This window comes from Allobosea sp. (assembly GCF_017308015.1).
In the GTDB taxonomy this organism is placed as follows: domain Bacteria; phylum Pseudomonadota; class Alphaproteobacteria; order Rhizobiales; family Beijerinckiaceae; genus Allobosea.
Window position 1 is genome coordinate 19,110 of the sequence record NZ_JAFKFW010000006.1, and the last position, 23,123, is coordinate 42,232.

At 66.2% G+C, this 23,123-nt stretch carries 21 protein-coding genes; 12 read left to right on the plus strand and 9 right to left on the minus strand.

The annotated features are described in order from the left end of the window. Positions 1-5: 5 nt before the first annotated feature. Entirely contained in the window at positions 6-881 is an 876-nt protein-coding gene (locus tag J0I42_RS06910) for an HpcH/HpaI aldolase/citrate lyase family protein (RefSeq protein ID WP_291654089.1), read from the minus strand. Between the two features lie 91 nt (positions 882-972). Between J0I42_RS06910 and J0I42_RS23975 the strand changes: the two genes are divergently transcribed. From J0I42_RS23975 to J0I42_RS06945, 6 genes are all read left to right on the plus strand, one after another. Next, positions 973-2,685 (plus strand): serine/threonine dehydratase, encoded by a 1,713-nt coding sequence (locus J0I42_RS23975; protein ID WP_366509805.1) that lies wholly within the window; start codon positions 973-975, stop codon positions 2,683-2,685. Positions 2,686-2,761: 76 nt separating this feature from the next. Then, positions 2,762-3,823, plus strand: coding sequence for a MaoC family dehydratase (locus J0I42_RS06925; RefSeq protein ID WP_291654090.1), 1,062 nt, complete (start codon positions 2,762-2,764; stop codon positions 3,821-3,823). Between the two features lie 154 nt (positions 3,824-3,977). Next, the gene (gene sdhC, locus J0I42_RS06930) at positions 3,978-4,376 is read left to right on the plus strand and encodes a succinate dehydrogenase, cytochrome b556 subunit (RefSeq protein ID WP_291654251.1); all 399 of its coding nucleotides are present in this window, start codon (positions 3,978-3,980) and stop codon (positions 4,374-4,376) included. 11 nt (positions 4,377-4,387) lie between these two features. Further along, positions 4,388-4,780 carry a succinate dehydrogenase, hydrophobic membrane anchor protein gene (sdhD, locus tag J0I42_RS06935; protein WP_291654091.1) on the plus strand — a complete coding sequence of 131 codons (393 nt, stop codon included), beginning with the start codon at positions 4,388-4,390 and terminating at the stop codon, positions 4,778-4,780. 4 nt (positions 4,781-4,784) lie between these two features. Then, a complete protein-coding gene (gene sdhA / locus J0I42_RS06940; RefSeq protein WP_291654092.1) occupies positions 4,785-6,617 on the plus strand; it encodes a succinate dehydrogenase flavoprotein subunit in 1,833 nt (610 codons plus the stop codon). Positions 6,618-6,626: 9 nt separating this feature from the next. After that, positions 6,627-7,424, plus strand: coding sequence for a succinate dehydrogenase iron-sulfur subunit (locus J0I42_RS06945; protein ID WP_291654093.1), 798 nt, complete (start codon positions 6,627-6,629; stop codon positions 7,422-7,424). A gap of 189 nt (positions 7,425-7,613) precedes the next feature. Here the strand turns inward: J0I42_RS06945 and J0I42_RS06950 are convergent, their stop codons facing one another. Next, positions 7,614-8,855, minus strand: coding sequence for an NAD(P)/FAD-dependent oxidoreductase (locus tag J0I42_RS06950; RefSeq protein ID WP_291654094.1), 1,242 nt, complete (start codon positions 8,853-8,855; stop codon positions 7,614-7,616). Then, the gene (locus tag J0I42_RS06955; protein WP_291654095.1) at positions 8,852-9,655 is read right to left on the minus strand and encodes a glutamine amidotransferase; all 804 of its coding nucleotides are present in this window, start codon (positions 9,653-9,655) and stop codon (positions 8,852-8,854) included. Before J0I42_RS06955 ends, J0I42_RS06950 begins: the two co-directional genes overlap by 4 nt. On the opposite strand from J0I42_RS06955, the gene J0I42_RS06960 reads away from it, so the two are divergent. From J0I42_RS06960 to J0I42_RS06970, 3 genes are all read left to right on the plus strand, one after another. After that, positions 9,644-10,543, plus strand: a complete 900-nt coding sequence (locus J0I42_RS06960; protein ID WP_291654096.1) for a TetR/AcrR family transcriptional regulator — start codon at positions 9,644-9,646, stop codon at positions 10,541-10,543. The two genes, J0I42_RS06955 and J0I42_RS06960, sit on opposite strands and share 12 nt — an antisense overlap. 65 nt (positions 10,544-10,608) lie before the next feature. After that, complete coding sequence (locus J0I42_RS06965) at positions 10,609-11,790, plus strand: efflux RND transporter periplasmic adaptor subunit (protein ID WP_291654097.1); 1,182 nt, start codon at positions 10,609-10,611, stop codon at positions 11,788-11,790. Between the two features lie 25 nt (positions 11,791-11,815). After that, the gene (locus J0I42_RS06970; RefSeq protein ID WP_291654098.1) at positions 11,816-15,037 is read left to right on the plus strand and encodes an efflux RND transporter permease subunit; all 3,222 of its coding nucleotides are present in this window, start codon (positions 11,816-11,818) and stop codon (positions 15,035-15,037) included. Positions 15,038-15,041: 4 nt separating this feature from the next. Here J0I42_RS06970 and J0I42_RS06975 read toward each other — a convergent pair whose 3' ends face one another. The 3 genes from J0I42_RS06975 to J0I42_RS06985 form a co-directional block, all read right to left on the minus strand. Further along, entirely contained in the window at positions 15,042-15,737 is a 696-nt protein-coding gene (locus J0I42_RS06975) for a hypothetical protein (RefSeq protein WP_291654099.1), read from the minus strand. Then, entirely contained in the window at positions 15,734-16,861 is a 1,128-nt protein-coding gene (locus J0I42_RS06980; RefSeq protein WP_291654100.1) for a hypothetical protein, read from the minus strand. Before J0I42_RS06980 ends, J0I42_RS06975 begins: the two co-directional genes overlap by 4 nt. Positions 16,862-16,922: 61 nt before the next feature. Beyond that, positions 16,923-17,426 carry a winged helix-turn-helix transcriptional regulator gene (locus tag J0I42_RS06985; RefSeq protein WP_291654101.1) on the minus strand — a complete coding sequence of 168 codons (504 nt, stop codon included), beginning with the start codon at positions 17,424-17,426 and terminating at the stop codon, positions 16,923-16,925. A 100-nt stretch (positions 17,427-17,526) separates the two neighbouring features. Between J0I42_RS06985 and J0I42_RS06990 the strand changes: the two genes are divergently transcribed. Continuing rightward, positions 17,527-18,087, plus strand: coding sequence for a dihydrofolate reductase family protein (locus J0I42_RS06990; RefSeq protein ID WP_291654102.1), 561 nt, complete (start codon positions 17,527-17,529; stop codon positions 18,085-18,087). Between the two features lie 9 nt (positions 18,088-18,096). Here J0I42_RS06990 and J0I42_RS06995 read toward each other — a convergent pair whose 3' ends face one another. Then, positions 18,097-18,999, minus strand: a complete 903-nt coding sequence (locus J0I42_RS06995; protein ID WP_291654103.1) for a DMT family transporter — start codon at positions 18,997-18,999, stop codon at positions 18,097-18,099. Between the two features lie 165 nt (positions 19,000-19,164). On the opposite strand from J0I42_RS06995, the gene J0I42_RS07000 reads away from it, so the two are divergent. Both J0I42_RS07000 and obgE read left to right on the plus strand, forming a co-directional pair. Next, a complete protein-coding gene (locus J0I42_RS07000; RefSeq protein ID WP_291654104.1) occupies positions 19,165-20,031 on the plus strand; it encodes a LysR family transcriptional regulator in 867 nt (288 codons plus the stop codon). A gap of 44 nt (positions 20,032-20,075) precedes the next feature. Then, entirely contained in the window at positions 20,076-21,119 is a 1,044-nt protein-coding gene (gene obgE, locus J0I42_RS07005) for a GTPase ObgE (protein WP_047582735.1), read from the plus strand. 49 nt (positions 21,120-21,168) lie between these two features. Here the strand turns inward: obgE and J0I42_RS07010 are convergent, their stop codons facing one another. Next, entirely contained in the window at positions 21,169-21,945 is a 777-nt protein-coding gene (locus J0I42_RS07010; RefSeq protein WP_291654105.1) for a hypothetical protein, read from the minus strand. Between the two features lie 6 nt (positions 21,946-21,951). Continuing rightward, positions 21,952-23,088 carry a DSD1 family PLP-dependent enzyme gene (locus J0I42_RS07015; RefSeq protein ID WP_291654106.1) on the minus strand — a complete coding sequence of 379 codons (1,137 nt, stop codon included), beginning with the start codon at positions 23,086-23,088 and terminating at the stop codon, positions 21,952-21,954. Positions 23,089-23,123 lie beyond the last annotated feature (35 nt).

The window sequence follows — 23,123 nt, forward strand, 5'->3', positions numbered from 1 at the left end:
TCGTTTCAGGCCGCGATCGCCTCTGCCAGTGCAACCGTTCGGCGCGCCATCTCGGCATGGAGCAGTTCGACCATGCGGCCGTCGAGCTGGATCGCGCCCTTGCCGGCGTTCTCCGGCAGGTCGAAGGCGGCGATAATGGCGCGGGCTTTCGTCAACTCGGCCTCGTCGGGTGCGAAGACGGCGTTGGCCACCGCGACCTGGGATGGGTGGATCAGGGTGCGGCCGTCGAAACCGAGATCGCGGCCCTGCTCGCATTCGGCCAGGAAGCCGGCCTCGTCCCGGATGTCGTTATAGACGCCGTCGAGGATGTCTATGCCATGGGCGCGGGCGGCGAGCAGCGCGCTCGTCAGCCAGGGCAGCATCGTCGCCCGGCCGGGCACGAAGCGGGCGCGGGTTTCCTTGGCGAGGTCGTTGGTTCCCATGACGAAGCAGGCGAGCCGCGTCACGGGATCGAGAGCGGCGCGAGCGACGCGCTCGACGTCGAGGATGGCTAGCGGGGTCTCGATCATCGCCCAGACGGCGATAGAGGGATCGGCCCAGAGGCCCTTCAACTGGCTGCCGACCTCATGCAGCGTTTCCGGCGCCGAGACCTTCGGGATCAGGATCGCCTGCGGCTTCGCCTCGGCGGCGGCGGCGAGATCGTCGATGAACCAGGGGGTTCCGACACCGTTGACGCGGATCACCAGCTCGCGCCTTCCATAGCCGCCGGCCTTCACGGCAGCGCAGACCTGCCGGCGCGCAACCGCCTTGGCGTCGGGCGCGACGGCGTCCTCAAGGTCGAGGATCAGAACGTCGGCCGCGATCTCGCGAGCCTTTTCCAGCGCGCGGGCGTTCGAGCCCGGCATATAGAGGGCGCTGCGGCGGGGGCGTATCGTGCTCATGGTCTCTCCTGACACGGGCCGGCTCGTGCTGCGCTGCACAGTAGACGAACGCAGATGCAATGCCAGCGCTGCGAAAGGCGGAGGAAACGGGATGGCGTGGCTCGCCGGTGTCGATGGCTGCAAGGGCGGCTGGATCGTCGCCATTGCGTCCGATGACGGGAAGACCGCGCCGTTGATCCGCGTGGTGTCACGCTTTGCCGATCTGTTCGTGGGCGAGATCGTGCCCGATCTGGTTGCGGTCGACATGCCTATCGGTCTGCCGGATCGGGTACAGGGCTCCGGGCGCGGTCCGGAGCAGGCGGTGCGAGCGCTGCTGGGCGACCGGCAATCCTCGGTCTTTTCGATCCCCGCGCGCCGGGCCGTCGAGGCGACCGATTATCGGGAAGCTTGTGCACTGGCGCTCGCCGCCTCCGATCCGCCGCGCAAGGTCTCGAAGCAGGGCTTCCACCTGTTCCCGAAGATCCGCGAAATCGATGGCCTGCTGCGTCCCGAGCCCGCTTTGCGCGAGCGCGTCTTCGAAATTCATCCCGAGTTGGCCTTCCGTACAATGCGGGGCGCACCGCTGCTTCAGCCCAAGAAGATCAAGGGCGTGCTCAATCCGGAGGGGCTGGCTGAGCGGAGGAGCCTGCTGATCGCAGCCGGCATTTCGGCGGAGACGGCAGGCTCCCGCCCGCCGGGCGGGGCAGCCGCCGACGACCTTCTCGACGCGCTGGCGGCGCTGGTCGTCGCCCGGCACATTGCCGCCGGGCGCGGGCAGCCCTTTCCCGATCCGCCGGGACGCGATAGCCACGGGCTTCCGATTGCGATCTGGACGTGGCGTCCAGTGTCCGAGCCCGAGCAGGATATCGTCATGAGCGCACGCCCCGTCACCCGTCCGATGATCGAGGAAGCGGCGGAGCGCATCGCCGGCCATGCCCGCGTCACGCCGGCGATGCGATTGGGCCCGGGCGCTTTCGGCGCGCAGGCGGATGTCTCGCTCAAACTCGAATGCCTCCAGCATGCCGGTTCGTTCAAGACGCGCGGCGCCTTCAACAACCTGCTCTCGCTGCCGGTGCCGGCAGCCGGCGTCTCGGCCGCGTCCGGCGGCAATCATGGCGCGGCGGTGGCCTATGCCGCGATGAAGCGCGGGGTGAAGGCGACGATCTTCGTCCCCGAGATTTCGCCAGCCGCGAAGATCGAGGCGATCAAGCGCTTCGGCGCCGACGTCGTGATCGGCGGCGCGCAGTACGATGACGCGCAGGCCGCCTGCGATCGCTTCGTTACCGAGACCGGCGCGCTCAAGATTCATCCTTTCGCGGCGGTGGAGACCATCGCCGGACAGGGCACGCTCGGTCGCGAATGGGATTTGCAGGAGCCCGATCTCGACACGGTGCTCGTCGCGGTCGGCGGCGGTGGGCTGATCTCCGGCATCGCCAGCTGGTTTGCCGGCAGCAAGGTCAAGGTCGTCGGCGTCGAGCCGGAAGGTTCGCGCGCCCTGCAGGCTGCGTTCGACGCGAAGGGGCCCGTCGAGGTCAAGGTCGCGTCGGTGGCGGCGGATTCGCTGGGCGCCCGCAATGTCGGTCAGCTCGTCTATGACGTGACCCGGGACAGTGTCGATCATATTGCGCTGGTGCCGGATGCGACGATCACGGAGGCGCAAGGCGTACTCTGGCGCGATTTCCGTCTCGCGGTCGAACCTGGCGGGGCGGCGGCGCTGGGTGCGCTGCTCTGCGGCGCCTACAAGCCTGCGAAGGGGGAGCGGCTCGGTGTGCTGGTCTGCGGCGCCAATGTCGATATGACGAAGCTCGCTGCCATCGTCGGCTGATCGCTTTCGGCTTTCGTCGGGGCTGGACGCCGACCTTGGTTGCAACGCACACTTGCCTGCGATCAGGAGGGGATGCATGCCCGGCTCTAACCCGAAGACCAGTTCCGGCCGCTTCTTCGAGGATTTCCACCTCGGCGATACCATCGTCCATGCAACGCCGCGCACGGTGCGGGCCGGTGATGCGGCGCTCTATTCGGCGCTCTATGGTTCGCGTTTTGCGGTGCAGTCCTCGGATGTTTTCGCGAATGCGATCGGCTATCCCACGGCGCCGATCGACGACTTGCTGGTCTTCCATATCGTCTTCGGCAAGACCGTGCCGGATGTCTCGCTGAATGCCATCGCCAATCTCGGCTATGCCGACGGGCGCTTCCTCAAGCCGGTCTATCCGGGCGATACGCTCTCGACGACGTCGGAGGTCATCGGGCTGAAGCAGACTTCGGCCGGCGATGCCGGCATCGTCTATGTCCGCTCGATCGGCCGTAACCAGCGTGGCGAGATCGTGCTGAGTTATGCGCGCTGGGTCCTAGTGCGCAAACGCGAGCCCGGCACGCCGGCCCATGCCGAGCAGGTGCCCGATCTGGCCAAGGCGGTGCTGCCGGAAGCGCTCGGGGAGGGCTGCCCCCGAATCGAGCTTGCCGCTTACGACGATGCGCTCGCCGGCTCGACCTTTCGCTGGAGCGACTACGCCGTCGGCGAACGGATCGATCATGTCGACGGCATGACCGTCGAGGAGGCCGAGCACCAGCTCGCTACCCGGCTCTACCAGAACACGGCGCGGGTGCATTTCGATGCGCACGCGGCGCCGGATAGCCGCTTCGGCAAGCGCCTGATCTATGGTGGCCATGTCATCAGCCTGGCGCGCGCGCTGTCGTTCAACGGGCTCGGCAATGCCTTCCACATCGCCGCGATCAATGGCGGGCGCCATGTCGCGCCGCTTTTCGCCGGCGACACCGTCTATGCCTGGAGCGAGGTGCTCGGCAGCGCGGAAATTCCGGAGCGCAGCGATATCGGCGCGCTCCGGCTCAGGCTGGTGGCGACGAAGAACCGCGCGTGCCTGGATTTCCCGCTGAAGATCGGCGATCAGTATGATCCGAGCGTGATTCTCGATTTCGACTATTGGGCGCTTCTGCCGCGCTGACTTTTAGCAGCAAAATGACGATTTTCATAATCTGTAACTTTGTTATGCGCCTGCCGCATTGCAGCGCCGGGACGGTTTCGTTAGAGAACCAGTCACTCTAGAATGATGCCAAATGGGCTCGCGCGTTTTCTGCGGGCCGCTTGATCGGAGAACGATATTGGCCGAGGTCAAGCCCGCGGCTCGTCCGCTTTCGCCCCATCTGCAGATTTATCGCTGGTCCTGGACGATGGCGATGTCCGTCGCCCATCGCGTCACCGGTACCGGGCTCTATCTCGGCACGGTGCTGATCGCCGCCTGGTTGGTCGCAGCCGCCTCGGGGCCTGCCGCCTTCGACACGGCGCAGGCCATCGCCGGTTCGTTCCTCGGCCGGCTCGTGCTCTTCCTCTACAGCTTCTCGCTGATTCACCACATGTGCGGCGGCCTGCGCCATTTCGTCTGGGATACGGGCAAGGGCTATGAGCCGCAGACGCGCATGAACATGGCGAAGTTCACGCTCGTCGCATCGGTGAGCCTCACGGTCCTGGTCTGGATCGCCGCTCTGGTCCTGCGCTGAGGAGCCCCGCCATGCTGTCCAATTCCTCGATGCGCACCCCGCTCGGCCGTGTTCGCGGCCTCGGTTCAGCCAAGTCCGGCACCGGCCATTTCTGGCTGCAGCGCGTCACCGCCGTCTCGAACCTCATCCTGACGGTGATCTTCATCGGTATCGTCATCGCGCTGGTCGGCCGGCCCTACCCGGCGGCGGTCGCGCTTCTGTCGCATCCGCTTGTCGCGATCCTGATGCTGCTCTTCATCCTCTCGGCCTGCATCCATATGCGTCTGGGCATGCAAGTCATCATCGAGGACTACATCCATGGCGAGGGGGCCAAGGTCCTCGCCGTCATGGCCAACACCTTCTTCGCCATCGCGGTCGGCGCGGCCAGCGTCTACGCGGTGCTGAAGCTGTCTTTTGGAGGCTGATCCGATGGCGATCACCAAGTCCCGCCCGGTCCCGGCCTATGCCGGTACCGCCTATCCGATCACCGACCACACCTTCGACGTCGTCGTCGTCGGCGCGGGCGGTGCGGGTCTGCGCGCCACGGTCGGCTGCTCGCAGGCCGGCCTGCGCACCGCCTGCATCTCGAAGGTGTTCCCCACCCGCTCGCACACCGTCGCGGCGCAGGGCGGCGTTGCCGCCTCGCTCGGCAACATGGGCAAGGACACCTGGCAGTGGCACATGTACGACACCGTGAAGGGGTCGGACTGGCTCGGCGACCAGGACGCCATCGAATATCTCGTGCGCAACGCGCCGGCCGCCGTCTACGAACTCGAGCACTGGGGCGTGCCGTTCTCGCGCACCGAGGACGGCCGCATCTATCAGCGTCCCTTCGGCGGCATGACCACCGAATTCGGCGAGGGCCCGCCGGCCCAGCGCACCTGCGCCGCGGCCGACCGCACGGGCCACGCCATGCTGCACACGCTCTACGGGCAGGCGCTGCGCTACAATACCGAGTTCTTCATCGAGTATTTCGCCATCGACCTGATCATGGACGAGGATGGCCATTGCCGCGGTGTGATCGCGCTCAAGCTCGATGACGGTACGCTGCACCGCTTCCGCGCCCAGCAGACCATCCTGGCGACCGGCGGTTATGGTCGCGCCTATTTCTCGGCGACCTCGGCCCATACCTGCACCGGCGATGGCGGCGGCATGGTGCTGCGCGCCGGCCTGCCGCTGCAGGACATGGAGTTCGTGCAGTTCCACCCGACCGGCATCTATGGCTCGGGCTGCCTGATCACCGAAGGCGCGCGCGGCGAGGGCGGCTATCTCACGAATTCCGAGGGCGAGCGTTTCATGGAGCGCTATGCGCCCTCCGCCAAGGACCTCGCCTCGCGCGACGTCGTCTCGCGCTCGATGACGATGGAGATCCGGGCCGGCCGCGGCGTCGGCAAGGACAAGGACCACATCTACCTGCATCTCGACCATCTCGATCCGAAGATCCTGCACGAGCGCCTGCCGGGCATCTCGGAGAGCGCCAAGATCTTCGCCGGCGTCGACGTGACGCGCGAGCCGATTCCGGTCCTGCCGACGGTGCACTACAACATGGGCGGCATCCCCACGAACTATCACGGGGAAGTGCTGACCAAGGTCGGCGGCGATCCGGATACGGTGGTGCCGGGCCTGATGGCGATCGGCGAGGCGGCTTGCGTCTCGGTCCACGGCGCCAACCGCCTCGGCTCCAACTCGCTGATCGACCTCGTCGTGTTCGGCCGCGCGGCCGGCCTGCGCTGCGCCGACACGGTGACGGCGGGCGAGAAACAGCCCGAGCTGCCGAAGGGCTCCTCGGACCTCGCGCTCAGCCGCCTCGACAAGTACCGCAACGCTGCGGGCGGCACGCCGACCGCGGTGCTGCGCGACCGGATGCAGCGGACGATGCAGAACAACTGCGCCGTCTATCGCGAGGGCGACACGCTGGAAGAGGGTCACAAGCTCATCCACGAGGTCTGGAACGGCATCACCGATATCGGCACCAAGGATCGCTCGCTGATCTGGAATTCCGACCTGATCGAGACCCTGGAATTCGACAACCTGATCACCCAGGCGGTCGTGACCATGGATTCGGCGCTGAACCGTCCGGAAAGCCGCGGCGCCCATGCCCGCGAGGACTATCCGAACCGCGACGACAAGGACTGGATGAAGCACACGCTCGCCTGGATCGATGACGAGAAACGCACGATCACGCTCGATGACCGGCCGGTGCACACTTACACGATGTCCAACGACATCGAGTACATCAAGCCCAAGGCACGGGTGTACTGAGGGACTCCGATGGCTGAATTCAATCTCCCGAAGAACTCCCGCCTCGTCGAGGGTAAGGCCTGGCCGAAGCCGGCCGGTGCCAAGAAGCTGACCGAGTTCAAGGTCTATCGCTGGAGTCCGGACGACACCGAGAATCCGCGCACCGACACCTATTGGGTCGACCGCGACGATTGCGGCCCGATGGTGCTCGACGCGCTGATCTGGATCAAGAACAAGGTCGACCCGACGCTGACCTTCAGGCGCTCCTGCCGCGAGGGCATCTGCGGTTCCTGCGCCATGAACATGGACGGCAAGAACGGTCTTGCCTGCACCACCGGCATCGATGAGTGCGGCGGTACCGGCAAGAATTCGGGGAAGGTCGCGATCTACCCGCTGCCGCATATGCCTGTGGTCAAGGACCTCGTGCCGGACCTGACGCGCTTCTATGCCCAGCACGCCTCGATCGAGCCCTGGTTGAAGACCACGACGCCGGCCCCCGAGAAGGAATGGCGTCAGGCCAAGGACGACCGCGAGAAGCTCGACGGCCTCTACGAGTGCATCCTCTGCGCCTGCTGCTCGACTTCCTGCCCGAGCTACTGGTGGAACGGCGACCGTTATCTCGGCCCGGCCGCGCTGCTGCAGGCCTATCGCTGGCTGATCGATAGCCGCGACGAGGCGACCGGCGAGCGGCTCGACAATCTGGAAGACCCCTTCCGGCTCTATCGCTGCCACACCATCATGAACTGCGCGAATGCCTGCCCGAAGGGCCTGAACCCGGCCAAGGCGATCGCGGAAGTCAAGAAGATGATGGTCGCCCGCCAGGTCTGACGAAGGCTGTGTTCCCGTACGCACTGCGGCATGAAGCGCCGCGGCGCCGACACGGGACCGTTTTCAAATAGAGGCGCGTTCTCATATCGAGGCGCGCCTTTTTTGTTATCGAGCCGCTTTTCCCGAGCTCTGCCCCGCATCCGCCCAGCGGCGTTTCATGCCGCAGTGCGTACGGGATTACCGCCGCTATCAGCGGATATAGCGCTCCGGCCGGAACGGCCTCGGGTCGATTGGCGGCTTCTCGCCGCAGACCATCGTGGCGATCAACTCGCCGGTGATCGGGCCGGTCGAGAAGCCGATATGCTGATTGCCGAAGGCAAGCCAAAGGCCGGGATTGCGGGGCGCTTCGCCGATCATCGGCAGGGAATCCGGAAGGGTCGGCCGGGCGCCGCGCCAGGTTTCGCCGACGACCTCGCCCAGCGGGAAGGCGTCGCGCGCCGCGGCGGTCGCCCCGTCGATCTGGCGGTGTTCGTCGGGTGCATCGCGGAACGAGAGATCGACGCCGCTGGTCACGCGAAAACCCTGCTCCATCGGCGCCATGTAATAGGCGCCGTCGACATCGTAGAGCGGCCGCGACAGGCCGGTGCCGGCTTCCGGCTTGAGATGGCGGTGATAGCCGCGCTCGACATCCAGTTTTGGATCGATGCCGAGCGACTTCAACAGATCGCCGCTCCATGGGCCGAGGGCGACGACCGCGAGATCGGCCTCGAAACTCCCTGAAGCGGTGCTCGCGCGCCAGCCATTGCCATTGCGGGTGAGGCCGGTGACCGCGGCCTGCTCTATCCGGCCCCCTCGCTCGGCGAAGAGCGCCGCATAAGCCTCGGTGACGGCGCCGGGAGAATCGACCGAGCCGACGCAGGGGATCAGGAGCCCGGCCGGGAAAATCGGGTTCAGGTTCGGCTCGATTCCGGAAATGCCCTGCCGGTCGAGGACTTCAGACGCGATGCCGTGACGCTTGAGGAAATCGTGCTCGGCCCGGGCAGCTTCATGGCCGGCTTCGGTGCGCCAGAGCTTGAGCGTGCCGGTCTCGCGCAGGCGATGGGAGACGCCGGCCTCGGCCATCAGGGCGCGGTGACGCTCGACCGTGCTCGCCGTCAGAGCCTGCAGAGCGGCGATGCGCGCGGCTCCCTGCGAGGGCCGGGCCTCCCAGAGGAAACGCAGCAGCCAGCCCGGCTTCGTGAAGGCGCGGGCCCAGCTCAGGTTGAGCGCGGGGTGGCGGTTGCCGAGATAGCCCGTGATCTTGGCGTAAAGCGAGGGATTGTTCAGCGGCAGGATTGAGGAGGTCGCGAGCACGCCGGCATTGCCGTAGGAGGTTTCGCGGCCTGGCGCCTTGCGGTCGATCAGGGTGACAGCGATGCCGCGCTTCTGGAGCGCGAGCGCGCAGGAAACGCCGACCATGCCGGCGCCGAGAACGAGAGCTGTACGTTTCAAGATGATGTCGTTCCGGCTGCTGCCGGCTCCTTAAGCCAGTAATCAAGGAAGGCGTCGAGCCAGAGCCGGATCGCCGGATCGTGCTGGAACCAGCCGGGCACATGGGTGTGGCCGAGCTGGGCGCCCGGCATCAGCGTGCGCTCATAGCCGCGCACCGACCAGCGATACATCATTGCCGGCGTAACTTCGGGGTGGAACTGGATGCCATAGGCCTTGCTGCCGGCGCGGATAGCCTGGACCGGGAAATCCCCGCCGGTTGCGAGACACTCCGCGCCGTTCGGGCAGTCGAAGCCGTCCCGGTGCCACTGATAGACTGTACCGGGCCAAGTGAAGCCGGCGGCGGCCGCGTGCGAATGGCCGCTTTCCGTGATCGCAAGCGGGTAATAGCCGACCTCGGCGCGACCCTCGCCATGGGTATAGACGCGCGCGCCCATATGCTTCGCCAGCATCTGCGCGCCCAGGCAGATGCCGAGGAAGGCGGCGTCCTCCTTCAGGCAGGTACCGATCCAGTCGATCTCGGCCTTGATGAAGTCGTCGGGGTCATTGGCTCCCATCGGGCCGCCGAAGATCACCGCGCCGGCATGGTCGCGCATGGTCGGCGGCAGAGGATCGCCAAAGCGCGGCTTGCGGATGTCGAGCGCATGACCGCGCGCCTGCAGCAGACGGCCGACCCGGCCGGGCGTCGAATGCTCCTGATGCAGCACGACGAGCACGGGCTTCGGCGCGGGCTTCGTCTTGCTGGCTGTGAGAGGGGAGCGGCTGCGGCGAGACGGACGCAAGGGGAAGGCGTGGTCGTTCATCACGGACTTCAAGGTCGCTCGCGCGTGACGTTGAGGAGAGACGACGCGCGAAGCCATGCCAGATCGCTTCCAAGCATGCGGTTCCGGACGGTGCGAAGCAAGCAATTTATGCGCCGGGGCGCGGCGATGGCTCGGGCCTGTCAGCCCGTCTCATCATCGGGCCAACGCCTGCAAACAGGGTCCGGCTTGACGTTCGGGGCCTTATCTGAGATGAGAATGAACATTCATTCTCATTCATATCGCGCTCTGATGCCACCTCCGGTTCCCGCACCGCAGCCATCTGCCGCCCTGTCGGAGCGGCATATCCGCATTCTCGATGCGGCTGAACGGGTCTTCGCGCGTGCGGGTTTCCATGCGGCCACGATGCAGGATGTAGCGGCCGAGGCGGGTATGAGCCCGGGCAATCTCTACCGCTATTTCAGCGCGAAGGACGCGATCATCGAGGGTATGACCGAGCGAGATCGCAGCCTGATCGCGGAGGATTTCGGCAATCTCTGCCCGAACAACGGCGCGCTGCTCGACCAGCTCGAGAAGCTCGGCCGCAGGCATCTCGTGCATCAGCCGCGCGAAAAGGCCGTCATCGCCCTGCAGATCTGGGCCGAGGCGGCGCGCAACCCCGGCATGGCGCGGATGTGCGCGGATATCGAAGGTACCGTGATCGAAGGGCTCGCCGCGGCGATCCGTGACGCCAAGGCGAACGGCGAGCTGGCGCCACGGCTCGACGAGGGTCGCTTTCTCATGGCGATCTCGATGATGGCGGACGGCTTCTTCTGTCGGCGGGCAATGGATCCGAATTTCGACCTCACGGCTGCCGCCGATACGCTCTTCGACGGCATGCGTCAACTCGCCCAGACCATGCTCCTGCCCGAAACGGAGACGCAGTCGTGATTTCTGCTCCGGCCGGGCTTTTCCCGTTTCCGTCCGGCCGCCACGCCGTAACAGGATTCTCTCCGATGCCCCTTCATTCGATCGTTCCGCTGAATGCGATGATCGCCCTGGCCCTGCTGGCGGCACCGTTGCCGCTGCAGGCCCAGACTGCCGCTCCGGTTTCGCCCGCCGCCGCGGGCCCCTCCGTTACGGTGACGCAGGCGCAGGCCACCGAGATCGTGCAGAGCGTGGTCGTCTCGGGCTCGATCGTCGCCCGCGACGAGATCCTGGTCGCGCCGGAAGTCGACGGGCTCGCGATCGTCGATTTGCTGGCGCAGGAGGGCGACAAGGTCGCTCAGGGGCAGGTGCTTGCACGGCTGAACCGTACGACGCTCGATGTGCAGAAGGCGCAGAACGACGCCCAGATCGCCCGTGCCGAGGCGCTGGTCGCACAAGCCAAGGCCCAGATCGCCGAGGCCGACGCCAATCTCGTCCAGGCCAACAATGCCTTCGACCGGACAAAGGCCCTGCGCGAGAGCGGCAATGCCAGCATCGAGACGTTCGACCAGCGTGCCGCTGCGGCACGCTCGGGACAGGCACGCTCCAATTCGGCCCGGCAGGCGCTGGCGATCGCCAGCGCCGATCTCGCTTTGGCGCAGGCGCAGGGCCAGGACATCGCTGTCAAGCTGGCGCGAACCGAGATCAAGGCGCCGCGCGCCGGCACCATCAGCCGGCGGACGGCGCGGCTTGGCTCGATGGCGAGCATGCTGCCGCAGAGCGAGCCGCTGTTTCGGATCATCGCCGATGGCGCGGTCGAGCTGGAAGCGCAGGTCGCCGAGGTCGAACTGCCCCGACTCAGGCTCGGCCAGCGCGTCGCGGTGACGCCGGCCGGTGCCAAGGAAGCCCTGGCGGGCAGCATCCGCCTGATCATGCCGGAGGTCGACAAGGCATCGCGGCTTGGCCGGGTCCTCGTCGCGCTCGACGGCAACCCGCCGGTCGCCATCGGCTCCTTCGCGCGCGGGATCATCGAAACCGGGCGCAAGCGCGCCGTGACCCTGCCGCTTTCGGCCATCACCTATAGCCGCCTCGGCGCAACCGTTCAGTCGGTGAAGGACGGCAAGGTCACCACCAAGCCGGTGACGCTCGGGCTCGTCGGCCATGGCCGTGCCGAGATCGCAGGCGGCCTTGGCGAGGGCGAAACCGTGGTCGCGCGAGCCGGCACCTTCGTGCGCGACGGCGATATCGTTACGGCGATCACGACGAACTGACGGATTTTATAGAGGCTCCTGGCCGATGAACGTCAATTTCTCTGCCTGGTCGATCCGGAAGCCGGTTCCGGCCATTCTGCTCTTCGTCGTGCTCTGCGTGCTCGGGCTGCTCGCCTTCTCGAAGCTGCCGGTCACGCGCTTCCCGAATATCGACATTCCGCTGGTTTCCGTCACCGTGACGCAGTCCGGCGCGGCGCCGGCCGAGCTCGAGAGCCAGGTCAGCAAGCGCGTCGAGGACACGGTCGCCAACATTACAGGCGTCAAGCACGTCACTTCGACGCTGACCGACGGCCAGTCGCTGACGCTGATCGAGTTCCGGCTGGAAACCAACACGGACCGGGCCGTCAACGACGTCAAGGATGCGATCGCCAAGATCCGCGCCGAGCTGCCACGGACGATCGACGAGCCGATCATCCAGCGCATCGATGTCGAGGGGCAGTCGATCCTGACCTATGGCGCGGCTTCGGCCGGGATGACGCTGGAGCAGCTCTCCTGGCATGTCGACGATGTCGTTGCGCGCGAATTGCAGGGGCTGAAGGGCGTTGGCCGGGTCGAGCGCTATGGCGGCGTCGATCGCGAGATCCGCATCTCGCTCGATCCCGACCGCCTGCTCGCGCTCGGCATCACCGCCGGCGAGGTCAACCGCCAGATCCGCGCGACCAATGTCGACCTCGCGGGCGGACGTGGCGAGGTCGGCGGCCAGGAACAGGCGATCCGCACGTTGGCGGGTGCACGCACCGTCGCGGATCTCGCGGAGACCAAGATCACGCTTTCCGGCGGGCGCGAGGTGCGCCTGAAGGAACTCGGCCGTGTCGAGGATTCCAATTCCGAACCGCGCGCCTTCGGCCGCCTGAACAAGAACCCGGTCGTCACCTTCGCGGTGTTCCGCTCGAAGGGATCGAGCGAGCTTTCGGTGAAGGATGTCGTGGCGCAGCGCGTGGGGGAGCTGAACAAGCGCTTCCCGGACATCAGGATCACGCCGATCGACGACGCGGTCGCCTATACCTACGGCAACTACAAGGCGGCGATGGAGACGCTGCTGGAGGGCGCGGCGCTCGCCGTCATCGTCGTCTTCCTGTTCCTGCGCAACTGGCGGGCGACGCTGATCACGGCGGTGGCGCTGCCGCTCTCGGCGATCCCCACGTTCTGGGCAATGGAATTGATGGGCTTCTCGCTGAACCTCGTCAGCCTGCTCGGCATCACACTGGTGACCGGCATCCTCGTCGATGACGCCATCGTCGAGATCGAGAACATCGTCCGCCACATGAAGATGGGCAAATCGCCCTATCGCGCCGCGATGGAGGCGGCCGACGAGATCGGGCTCGCGGTCATCGCGATCACGCTGACCATCGTCGCGATCTTCGCGCCGGTCTCGTTCATGGGCGGTGTCGCCGGCCAGTATTTCCGGCAGTTCGGCCTGACCGTCGCCGTCGCCGTGCTGTTCTCGCTGCTCGTCGCGCGCCTGATCACGCCGATGATGGCGGCCTATCTGATGAAGCCGGTCCACCACGCCGATCCCAAGGACGGCTGGGTCATGCGCGGCTATGTCGGCCTGCTCAAGGGCACGCTGAAGAAGCGGCGCATTCCGTTCTTCCCGCGCTTCGACGGTTCGGGCCGCTGGCGGACCATGCCGTTCAACACGGCCTATGCGACTCTGGTCGTCGGCTTCATGTTCCTGATCGGCTCGATCCAGGCGACGCAGATGCTGCCGACCGGCTTCATTCCGGACGAGGACACTTCGCGCGTCGTCGCCTCGGTGGAGCTGCCGCCGGGCTCGACGCTGGAGAATACCCGCGTCACCACCGACAAGCTCGTCGACGCGCTGAAGACCATTCCGGAAGTGCGTGATGTCTTCGTGCTCGGCGGTGCGTCGCCGACCGGCCAGCGCGAGGTGCGCCGCGCCGCGGTGTTCATCCTGCTCAAGCCCAAGGCCGAGCGCGACATCGCCCAGAAGGAGCTCAAGGTCACCATCGCCGAGAAGCTCGCCAGCGTGCCCGACGTGCGCGCCTGGTATGTCAACGAGCGCGGCGAGCGCGAGATGGCCTTCTCGATCCTGTCCAAGGACGGCGAGGCGCTCGACGCTGCCGTCGCCAGGATCGAGGCGCGGATGCGCCAGGTCGACGGCTATCTCAACGTCGCGACCGCGGGCTCGCTGAGCCGCCCGGAATTGCGCGTCACGCCGAAGCTGGAGGAGGCCGCCGGTCTCGGCGTCACGCCCGAGGCGATCTCGGAAGCCGTACGCGTCGCCACGATCGGCGATGTCGGGCCCAACCTCGCCAAGTTCAATGCGGGCGACCGGCTGGTGCCGATCCGCGTCCAGCTCGACGAGGCCGCCCGCACCGACATGCGCAACATCGCAGCGCTTCGCGTGACCAACGCGACCGGCGTCTCGATTCCGCTGACGGCTGTCGCCGAGATCGGCTTCGGCGAAGGGCCGAGCTCGATCGATCGCTATGACCGCGTCCGCCGCGCCCAGATCGGCGCCGATCTGAAGCGTGGCTTCGAGCTCGGCACGGCGCAGGACAAGTTCCAGGAGATCGTCAAGGAGGTCGGCCTGCCCCCGGGCGTCTGGATCGCCGCGACCGGCGATGCCGAGATCCAGGGCGAGGTCGTGCAGGGCTTCATCACCGCGATGACCACCGGCCTGATGCTGGTGCTGGCGGTGCTGATCCTGCTGTTCGGCTCGGTCTTCCAGCCGATCACCATCCTGCTCTCGCTGCCGCTCTCCTTCGGCGGCGTGGTGATCGCGCTCCTGGCGACGAATAACGCCGTCTCGATGCCGGTCTATATCGGCCTGCTCATGCTGATGGGCATCGTCACCAAGAACGCGATCATGCTGGTCGATTTCGCGGTCGAGGAGGTCGGGCGCGGCAAGGACCGCTTCACGGCGCTGATCGAAGCCGGCCGCAAGCGGGCAAGGCCGATCCTGATGACCACGATCGCGATGGCGGCGGGCATGCTGCCCTCGGCCTATGGCGTCGGCGATGGCGGCGAGTTCCGCGCGCCGATGGCGATCGCGGTGATCGGCGGCCTGATCGTCTCGACCGTGCTCTCGCTGGTCTTCGTGCCGTCCTTCTACATGGTGATGGACGATCTCTCGCGGGCGACCGGCTGGCTCTTCGGCCGCTTCTTCGGCAAGGCCGAGGATGAAAGCCAGTGGGAGCCGATCGAGGAGCACGCCGCACCCGCGATCGCGACGGCGGAAGCGATGTCGAAGCCGGCTCCGCCACGACTGGCGGCGGAGTGAGGGGTCAGGGCTGCGGCTGGAGCTCGAGCGGGAAGGGCGTGCGTTCGTAGATGTCTTCGAGGCCGTTGCGGGCGACGAAGCCGTCTTCCCATCCGTGGAGAAGGGAGGCGACTCCAGCTCGGTCTCCGTCGGCGATCAACGCACCAAGTTCCGAAGCTTTCTCGTAATCGGGGCGCGGCCATGACGTCATGCGGAGATGCGTGTCCTTGATGTCCTCGTAGACGGCGAGGGATTCCTCCCAGCGCCCCAAGGCTGCCGCGATGGCGAGGCGATAAGGTGGGTAATGATTGAGCCAGCCGTCATATTTATGAGACCGCGGCACCCCCTCGATTCGAAACATGTCCTCGATGGTCTGCACACAGCGCAGCATCGGCAGAATATTCGTCTCGATCTCCTCGACGGCCGTTTCGATGAAACCAGCTTCCGACCAAAGGCTCGGCTTACCGCGGGGCAGCCAGAACGATTCGGCAGAGAGACCTCCCAGCGAGCCGAAAGGTCCGAAGCAATGCCCGACATGCCAAAAAAAGTTAGGATCATCGGCGCGTGACGTGCGGTCGATCGAGATCGAGCGAGAGACATGCCGCATCGGCCTCAGCACGAGGTAAGGCACCTTGAAGACGTAATGATCTTTCACGACAAGATCGTCGTTGCGAGCCGTCAGGTGAGCGAAAAGCGTTTTGATCTGCTTTTTCGTCGTCAACCTTTTGGCCTCACCGCTATGACGATAACGCGGAGGACAGGCTTGAATCCCATCGCTGCCGCATTTGCTATAATTTCAGCCCGCCGGTCTGGCAAATTGGCAAGGCCGGTCTTCAGATCGTAGACGCAAAGTGTGCCATCTCGGCGATATTCATAAGCGTCGACGCGGACCGACCCAGGATAACCATAACTCACTTCTCCGCCGCTTGCTCCTTCCGCGCGCTCTTTGATGTATGATCGTTCGGCGTCGAAGTTGCTGTCATGTAGATCTTTGACGAATTTTGCGAAGCCCGTGTGAACGCTTGTTCCGTAAGCGGCTCGCGACGGGTAGAGCTCAGGAGCGCCAGCGGCATTGGCAGCGCGGTCGGCGAGTGTCTGGACGTCCGTTAAGCGCTGGCAAGCCAGTTCGGCCTCTTCCTGCGTCACACTTCCGGAATAAAGCAGCTCAAGCGCTCCGCTCGTGCTGAACCCGGGCCGATAATCCCGGGCATTGAAGCCTATAACGGCCTGCTGGCCATCGCTGCCGTTCAGTTGCGACTGCCAGTTGAATAAGGCGACTCCGCCGCCAATGATCATTGGCAAGGCTTTGTCAGCGTAAGCTGGCTGCACTGTCGCATCAGGTTCGGGGCCGGATGCAGTCCAGGTTGTGCGGGCGACGAGATCGCCTTCGGGGCCGCCGTGATAGATCGACTGGACGTTGCCGGTCGTTTCGAAGCTGGTCTTGTTGCCATCGGGCTGGATGACGGTCTGGCGTTCGTCGAAGCTGACGGCGCGCGAGGCGGCGTATTCCGATCGGATCGTCGTGCCCTGGCCATCCGTGACGGCCTGCTCGAAGATCGAGCCGTCCTCGTTCCAGCCCTCTCCCAGCGAGGACCAACCGGTATCGGCACCCAGAGAGCTGCCATCGGGAGAAAGGGGATCCGCCGCGCTGGAGCCGCCGCCTCCGCCCGCGCCGCTGGTCCATTGCCCGCCGCCGGCATTGCCGGAGGGGACGCGCGGCTGGTTCGGGTTGTATTTGCGATGGAAATGGTCGCGCCGGATCAGGCAAAGCTCGTCGCGTAGCCGCAACACGCGCAACCGCGCGGCGCGCAGTTCGCGATCAGCATAGGGGCGGAGGATCGGCATAGGGGACTCCTGGACGGAGCCCTAGTGTCGTGCCGCTACGGCATGCGGGGATAAGTTGGCCTCAGCCTGCCATGGCCTGCCGCCGCGCCAGTGCGTCCCGATAGGCCTGGGTCAGCTCGCCGAGCACCGATTGCTCGGGCTTGGGTGCATGGAGATGGAGATGCCTCAGCTCCTGCATGAAGCGCTCCCAGAGCGCCGGGCCGCCTTCGCTGAGGAGTTTGGCGCGGATCGAGAGTTCTTCGGTCACCGGCAGGAAGTGGCGGCCCCATTCGCCCATCGCGGCGAAGACGGGGACGAGCGCGACGCCCATCTCGGTCAGGCTGTAGATCGCCTTCTGCTTGTGGCTGGCGTCGTCACGGCGTGAGAGCAGGCCCTTTTCGACGAGGCGTTTCAGGCGGTCGGCGAGGATGTTCGAGGCGATGCCCTCGTCTGATTTCGTCAGCATTTCGCGGAAATGCCGGCGGTTGCCGAACATGATGTCGCGGAGCACGATCAGACTCCAGCGATCGCCCAGGATTTCAAGTGTCAGATTGATCGGACAGCCCGAACGGCCGGTCTCGCGCATGCTCGTCTCCAAAACCGCTTGCGATATAGGATCGGTCTGGCTACTCAACAACTGGTTGCAAATTAAAACTGGTTTTGACCGGACCTATCAGGAGGGCGCGATGGCCAAGGTGATCGTCTGGAATCTGATGACGCTGGAAGGGTTCTTCGAGGGCAAGGAGAAATGGGATCTCGGCTTCCATGGCGACGCCTGGGGCGACGAGCTATCCGAGCTGAGCAGCGAGTTCGGGCGCAAGGCCGGGCTGCTGGTCTTCGGCCGCGTCACCTATGAGGGGATGAAGGCCTATTGGACCTCGGCCGAGGAGGAGGGTGAGACCAAGATCTTCATGAACGCCCTGCCGAAGCTTGTGGCGTCACGCAGCCTCACCGGCTCCGACTGGAACAACACGACGGTGACGGCGGATATTGTCGGCGAGATCACGCGCCGGAAGGCGGAAGCCGGCAAGGACATCTATGTCTTCGGCAGCGCCGAATTGACGGAGTCGCTGTTGGCTGCCGGGCTTGTCGACGAGATCATGATCGCGGTCGCGCCGGTCACGATCGGGCAGGGGACGCCCCTGTTCAAGCCGAACGCACAGAAGCGTCGCTATACGCTGCTCGCGGCCCGTCCGCTCAAGAACGGCACCGTGATCCTGCACTATGGCGTCAAGTCGGCGGCCTGAGCGCGAGGCTCAGCCGCGCCGGACCAGCAGCACGGCGGCGAGAATGGCGACGCCGCCGAAGGCCTGGACCGGGGTCGGCTGCTCGCCGAAGATCGCCCAGGCGGCGAGCACGCTGACCAGAGCCGGCCAGACCATGACGAGCGAGGCCGCGCCGGCGCCGTAGCTGCCGAGCGAGAGCGTGATCAGGCCCTGGCCGAGCGCATGCGAGACGACGCCGAGCGCGGCGACCGCAAGCCAGCCCTGCAGGCTCGCCGGGATGACCTGCTCGCCCAACAGCAGCGCTGCGACCAGGCAGAAAACGGCACATATGATACTGGAAACGAGGCTGACATAGCCGGCACCGGCACCGTCGCGGGCGCGGCGCACCGCGAGGATATAGGCGGCATAGGAGAGGGCGGCGCCGACTGCGAGGCTGTCGCCGAAGAGATTGCCGGTGACCTGCCCGGCGCCGGTGAATTTTGGCAGGACGAGCAGGGCCGCGCCGGCGACCGCCAGCATGAGCGCGCCGAGGATGCGCCGAGAGGGCTTATCGCCGAGCAGCAGCCAGCCGCCGAGCACGACGCCGACCGGCGACAGATTGCCGAGCAGCGACGCATTGGCGATCGTCGTATGGCCGAGCGCAGCGTTGTAGAGCGTGACATCGACGCCGAAAGTCAGACCGGCCAGCGCGACGGCGATGAAGGCGCCGCGACCAATCCTTTCGCCTGCCGGCCGGCGCGGCTCCAGCACCGTCCAGGCGACAAGCGCCGGCACGGCGAAGAGCATGCGCCAGAAGCCGGCCGCGGCCGGGCCGACATCGGCGAGGCGCACGAAGATGCCGGAAAAGCCGATGCAGGTGGCGCCGGTGAGCAGGGCGAGGAACATCGCGAGCGCAGGCGATGCGGACCGGACGGGGATCGCGGGGGCGGACATGGTATCTTCTGAAAAAAGGGAAGCCAGCTTCGGCCGCGACGGCGCGGCCTGCCCAGCTTCGTTCTGGCATCGATATAGGGCGCTTCCTTCGATCGGAAAAACGGATTATTCTGATTTAACCATTCTTAAAACCGATCGATCCCGTGCGTTCCAAGGAGGCACGTCATGACCGCTCATTTCGACCTCGCAGCGCTCGGCATGCTGGTGGCCGTGGCCGAGACCGGCGGCTTCACCGCAGCGGGCATCCGACTCGGCCGGACACAGTCGGCGATCTCGGTGCGCATCCAGGACCTGGAGAACCAGCTCGGCCACAAGCTGCTCGAGCGCTCGCGCCGCGGCGTCACGCCGACCGATGCAGGCGAGCGCCTGATCGCGCATGCGCGGCGCCTGCTCGCGGTCGAGCGGGAGGCGCTGGCCGATCTCGCCGGCGAGACGCCGACAGGACGCCTGCGCATCGGCGTGCCCGACGACTATATGGATGCCTATCTCCGGCCGCTGATCGCGCGCTTCGCGGTGGAACATCCCAAGGTCGAGCTCGAGGTGCATTGCGATCTCTCGAAGCGGATCGAGCCGGCACTTAAGGCCGGCGATCTCGACCTCGCGGTGGTCTCGCAGGAGCCGAGCCGGCCGATGGGCGAGGTGCTCCGGCGCGAGCCGATGATCTGGGTCGCGGCGCGCGGCCACAGGCCGGAATTGCAGGAGACGTTGCCGTTGGCCTTGTTCTCAGAGGGCTGCCGGGCGCGCTCGCGCATCCTCGGGGCGCTGAACAGTGCGGGGCGGGCCTATCGGCTGGTCTTTTCCTGCTCTCATACGTCGGGCGTACTCTCGGCGGTGGAAGGCGGTTTCTGTGTCACCGCGATCACGGAAAGCGCGGTCCCGCCGTCGTTGCGTCGGCTCGGCGCGGCCGAGGGGCTGCCGCCGCTGTTCGAACTGACGGTCGGGCTGATCATGGCGCCGCGCCCGGGACTGGCGGCCCAGCGCTTCGCCGATGCGCTCCGCGAGGAGATGAGCGCTTTCCGGCAGGCTGCGTGATCCGGTCCATTGCCCTTTCCTCCGCTCCTCACTAGTGAAACAGCATGAAATTCCTCGACCAGGCCAAGATCTATGTGAAGGCGGGAGACGGCGGCGCCGGCTGCGTCTCCTTCCGCCGCGAAAAATTCATCGAGTTCGGCGGGCCGAACGGCGGCGACGGCGGACGCGGCGGCGATATCGTCGTCGAATGCGTGCAGGGCCTGAACACGCTGATCGATTTCCGCTTCCAGCAGCATTTCAAGGCGCGGACCGGCGAGCACGGGATGGGCAAGGACCGCCATGGCGCGAATTCGCCGGCGATCGTGCTGAAGGTGCCGCCGGGGACCGAGATCCTCGACGAGGACGGCGAGACCAAGATCGCCGACCTGACCGAGCCTGGCCAGCGCTTCGTGTTGTGCAAGGGCGGCAATGGCGGTTTCGGCAACGCCTATTTCAAGACCGCGACCAACCAGGCGCCGCGCCATGCCAACCCCGGATTGCCGGGCGAGGAGCGCTGGGTCTGGCTGCGCCTGAAGCTGATCGCGGATGCCGGGCTCGTCGGTTTGCCCAATGCCGGAAAGTCGACCTTCCTTGCCACCGTCACGGCGGCGAAGCCGAAGATCGCGGATTATCCGTTCACGACGCTGCATCCCGGCCTCGGCGTCGTGCGCGTCGACGGGCGCGAGATGGTGCTGGCCGATATTCCCGGCCTGATCGAGGGCGCGCATGAAGGCCATGGCCTCGGCGACCGCTTCCTCGGCCATATCGAGCGCTGCCGCGTGCTGCTGCATCTGGTCGAGGGCACCAGCGAGCATGCCGGCAAGGCCTACAAGACCGTGCGCGAGGAGCTGGAAGCCTATGGCGAGGGGCTGGCCGAGAAGCCGGAAATCGTCGCGCTCTCCAAGGTCGATGCACTGACGCCGGAAGTACTCAAAGAGCAGGTCGCGCGCCTGAAGCGGGCGGCCAAGCGCATGCCGATCATCCTCTCGGCCGCCTCGGGCGAGGGTGTCGACGCGGCGCTGCGGGCGCTTTTCGCGGTGGTCGAGGAAGCCCGCCGCGAGGAGGAGCGCGAGAACGCTCCGGTGCAGGAGACCGGCTGGCGGCCCTGACGCCTGTGGCTGCTTCTCAGGATGATGGGTAACGTTTTCGAACAACCCCTTAGCGGAAATTCCGCCAGGCGCCGACGCGGTGGATGCTTTCGCGGTCGCGCCCGGCTTCGCCGAAGGGCGCGACCGGCCAATCCCAGCTTTCATCCGGTGGGGGAAGCGTGACGCCGCGCGTGAGATCAAAGCGGTCGGTGTGCGCGCCGGTGCGGTCACGTTCGATCATCTCGACATCACTCAGCAGGACGACACGACCGCCCAAGCGGCGGAGATCGGCGAGATGCCAGGCGATGCATTGCGCCGGCAGCTCTTTGGGCAATCTTGCTGCACGGGTGGGATGATCATCCAGCCAGTCCTCGACCGGCCAGGCGAGCTGCGACATGAGATTGGCGGAGATGACGAGGTCGATGGCCGGGTCGGCGGTCAGGTCGGCCAGAGGCTCGATCCGCCCCTTTTCCTCTTCAGCCAGCCAGCCCATGACGCCGGTGAGGTCGCGGTTCAGGAGCGTAACCTTGGGCCGAAAGCACATGCGCAGCCGGATCTGCGGCAGGTGGACGGCATCAACCAGCAGGACCTGCTCGAACCGTTTGCAGAGCAGGTCGAGCGGGATGTCCCGCAGCAGGCCCGAGCCGAGGACGATCACCCTGCGGCGCCGTGGCAGCTCGGCGACGGCTTGCGTGATCACGGCACGGCAGCGCTTGTGATGCTCAGCCCAGGCCTGACGCTGCCGGTTGCCGCGCGCCCATAGCGCGACGCTTTCCCCGACGAGACCGAGTTGGCGCGTCATCGGTGCGGCCGGCGTCGTCAGCCGTAGCAGGAGCTCGGCGAGCATGGCTGGTCAGATCAGCGCACCACGCGCTGCGACAGGCCAGAGAGCCTCGACATGGGCATCGGGACCATGCAGGCCGCGGACGCAAACATACCAGTCGTGCAGGTTGACCGTCGGGTCGCAATGGCCGGGGATCAGCAGCAGACGGTCGCCGCGATGCGGCACCGCGACCGGGTCGCCAGTGAGGACGCCATGTTCGTCGGAGGGCTTGGTATAGATCACGCCCTCGCGACGGAAGGGAACCGGCATGCCGGAATCGACTGCCGCCGCCTTGTGGCCGGCATCGACGATGGCGCGGTCCGGCACCGGTTTGCTCATCACGCCCGCGAGGATGAAAAGGGCGTGCTCGAAGCTGCGGAAAGGCGTGCCGTCGGCCTGGCGGTTGCGGGCGTAATCGGCATCCATGAAGATGTAGGAGCCGGGTTGAATCTCGTTCCAGATGCCGGACTGGGTCTCGAGCTCATGGGTGCCGGTGCCGGCACCGGTGACGACCTCGCATTTCAGGCCGGCATGGGCGAGGCGTTCGACGGTGTTGCGGGCGGCGAAGCCGGCGCGCTCGATCGCCTCGCGCCGCTCGTCGATGGAGCGCATGTGCTGCGCCGAGCCGTGATAGGCGTGAATGCCGGCGAAGCGCAGTGTGTTGGAGCGCGCGATGGCTTCGGCCAACCGGACAGCGCCCTCTCCGGGCGCGACGCCACAGCGTCGGCCACCGACATCGATCTCGACATAGACATCGAGCGTCACGTCGTTGCGGGCAGCCGCTTCCGCCGCCTCGCGCACGCCGTCGGGATGGTCGACACAGAGGCCGATCTTGGCGCTGCGGGCGAGCCGGGCGAGGCGATCTAGCTTGGCCGCGCCGACGATCTCATTGGTCACCAGCACGTCGCCGACGCCGCCGGCCACCAGCACTTCCGCCTCTCCTACCTTCTGGCAGCACTGCCCGACCGCGCCATGGGCGATCTGGCGCAGCGCGATCTCCGGGCTCTTGTGCGATTTGGCGTGGGGCCGGAGCCTGATGCCATGCGCCTGGGTGAAGGCCGCCATGGCGACGAGATTGCGCTCGAACGCATCGAGATCGAGCACGAGGGCAGGGGTTTCGATCTCGGCGAAGCTCTGGCCGGGCTGGGCCGGCGGGGATAGAGGCATGAAGTCTCCTGAATCGGTTATGGCCATGGGAAGAC

Excerpts from the sequence above, each read along its gene's own strand:
- J0I42_RS06910 (WP_291654089.1), bottom strand. The coding sequence starts at position 881 with ATGAGCACGATACGCCCCCGCCGCAGCGCCCTCTATATGCCGGGCTCG.
- J0I42_RS23975 (WP_366509805.1), top strand. The coding sequence starts at position 973 with ATGGCGTGGCTCGCCGGTGTCGATGGCTGCAAGGGCGGCTGGATCGTC.
- J0I42_RS06925 (WP_291654090.1), top strand. The coding sequence starts at position 2,762 with ATGCCCGGCTCTAACCCGAAGACCAGTTCCGGCCGCTTCTTCGAGGAT.
- sdhD (WP_291654091.1), top strand. The coding sequence starts at position 4,388 with ATGCTGTCCAATTCCTCGATGCGCACCCCGCTCGGCCGTGTTCGCGGC.
- sdhA (WP_291654092.1), top strand. The coding sequence starts at position 4,785 with ATGGCGATCACCAAGTCCCGCCCGGTCCCGGCCTATGCCGGTACCGCC.
- J0I42_RS06945 (WP_291654093.1), top strand. The coding sequence starts at position 6,627 with ATGGCTGAATTCAATCTCCCGAAGAACTCCCGCCTCGTCGAGGGTAAG.
- J0I42_RS06955 (WP_291654095.1), bottom strand. The coding sequence starts at position 9,655 with ATGAACGACCACGCCTTCCCCTTGCGTCCGTCTCGCCGCAGCCGCTCC.
- J0I42_RS06965 (WP_291654097.1), top strand. The coding sequence starts at position 10,609 with ATGCCCCTTCATTCGATCGTTCCGCTGAATGCGATGATCGCCCTGGCC.
- J0I42_RS06970 (WP_291654098.1), top strand. The coding sequence starts at position 11,816 with ATGAACGTCAATTTCTCTGCCTGGTCGATCCGGAAGCCGGTTCCGGCC.
- J0I42_RS06980 (WP_291654100.1), bottom strand. The coding sequence starts at position 16,861 with ATGCCGATCCTCCGCCCCTATGCTGATCGCGAACTGCGCGCCGCGCGG.
- J0I42_RS06985 (WP_291654101.1), bottom strand. The coding sequence starts at position 17,426 with ATGCGCGAGACCGGCCGTTCGGGCTGTCCGATCAATCTGACACTTGAA.
- J0I42_RS06990 (WP_291654102.1), top strand. The coding sequence starts at position 17,527 with ATGGCCAAGGTGATCGTCTGGAATCTGATGACGCTGGAAGGGTTCTTC.
- J0I42_RS06995 (WP_291654103.1), bottom strand. The coding sequence starts at position 18,999 with ATGTCCGCCCCCGCGATCCCCGTCCGGTCCGCATCGCCTGCGCTCGCG.
- J0I42_RS07000 (WP_291654104.1), top strand. The coding sequence starts at position 19,165 with ATGACCGCTCATTTCGACCTCGCAGCGCTCGGCATGCTGGTGGCCGTG.
- obgE (WP_047582735.1), top strand. The coding sequence starts at position 20,076 with ATGAAATTCCTCGACCAGGCCAAGATCTATGTGAAGGCGGGAGACGGC.
- J0I42_RS07010 (WP_291654105.1), bottom strand. The coding sequence starts at position 21,945 with ATGCTCGCCGAGCTCCTGCTACGGCTGACGACGCCGGCCGCACCGATG.
- J0I42_RS07015 (WP_291654106.1), bottom strand. The coding sequence starts at position 23,088 with ATGCCTCTATCCCCGCCGGCCCAGCCCGGCCAGAGCTTCGCCGAGATC.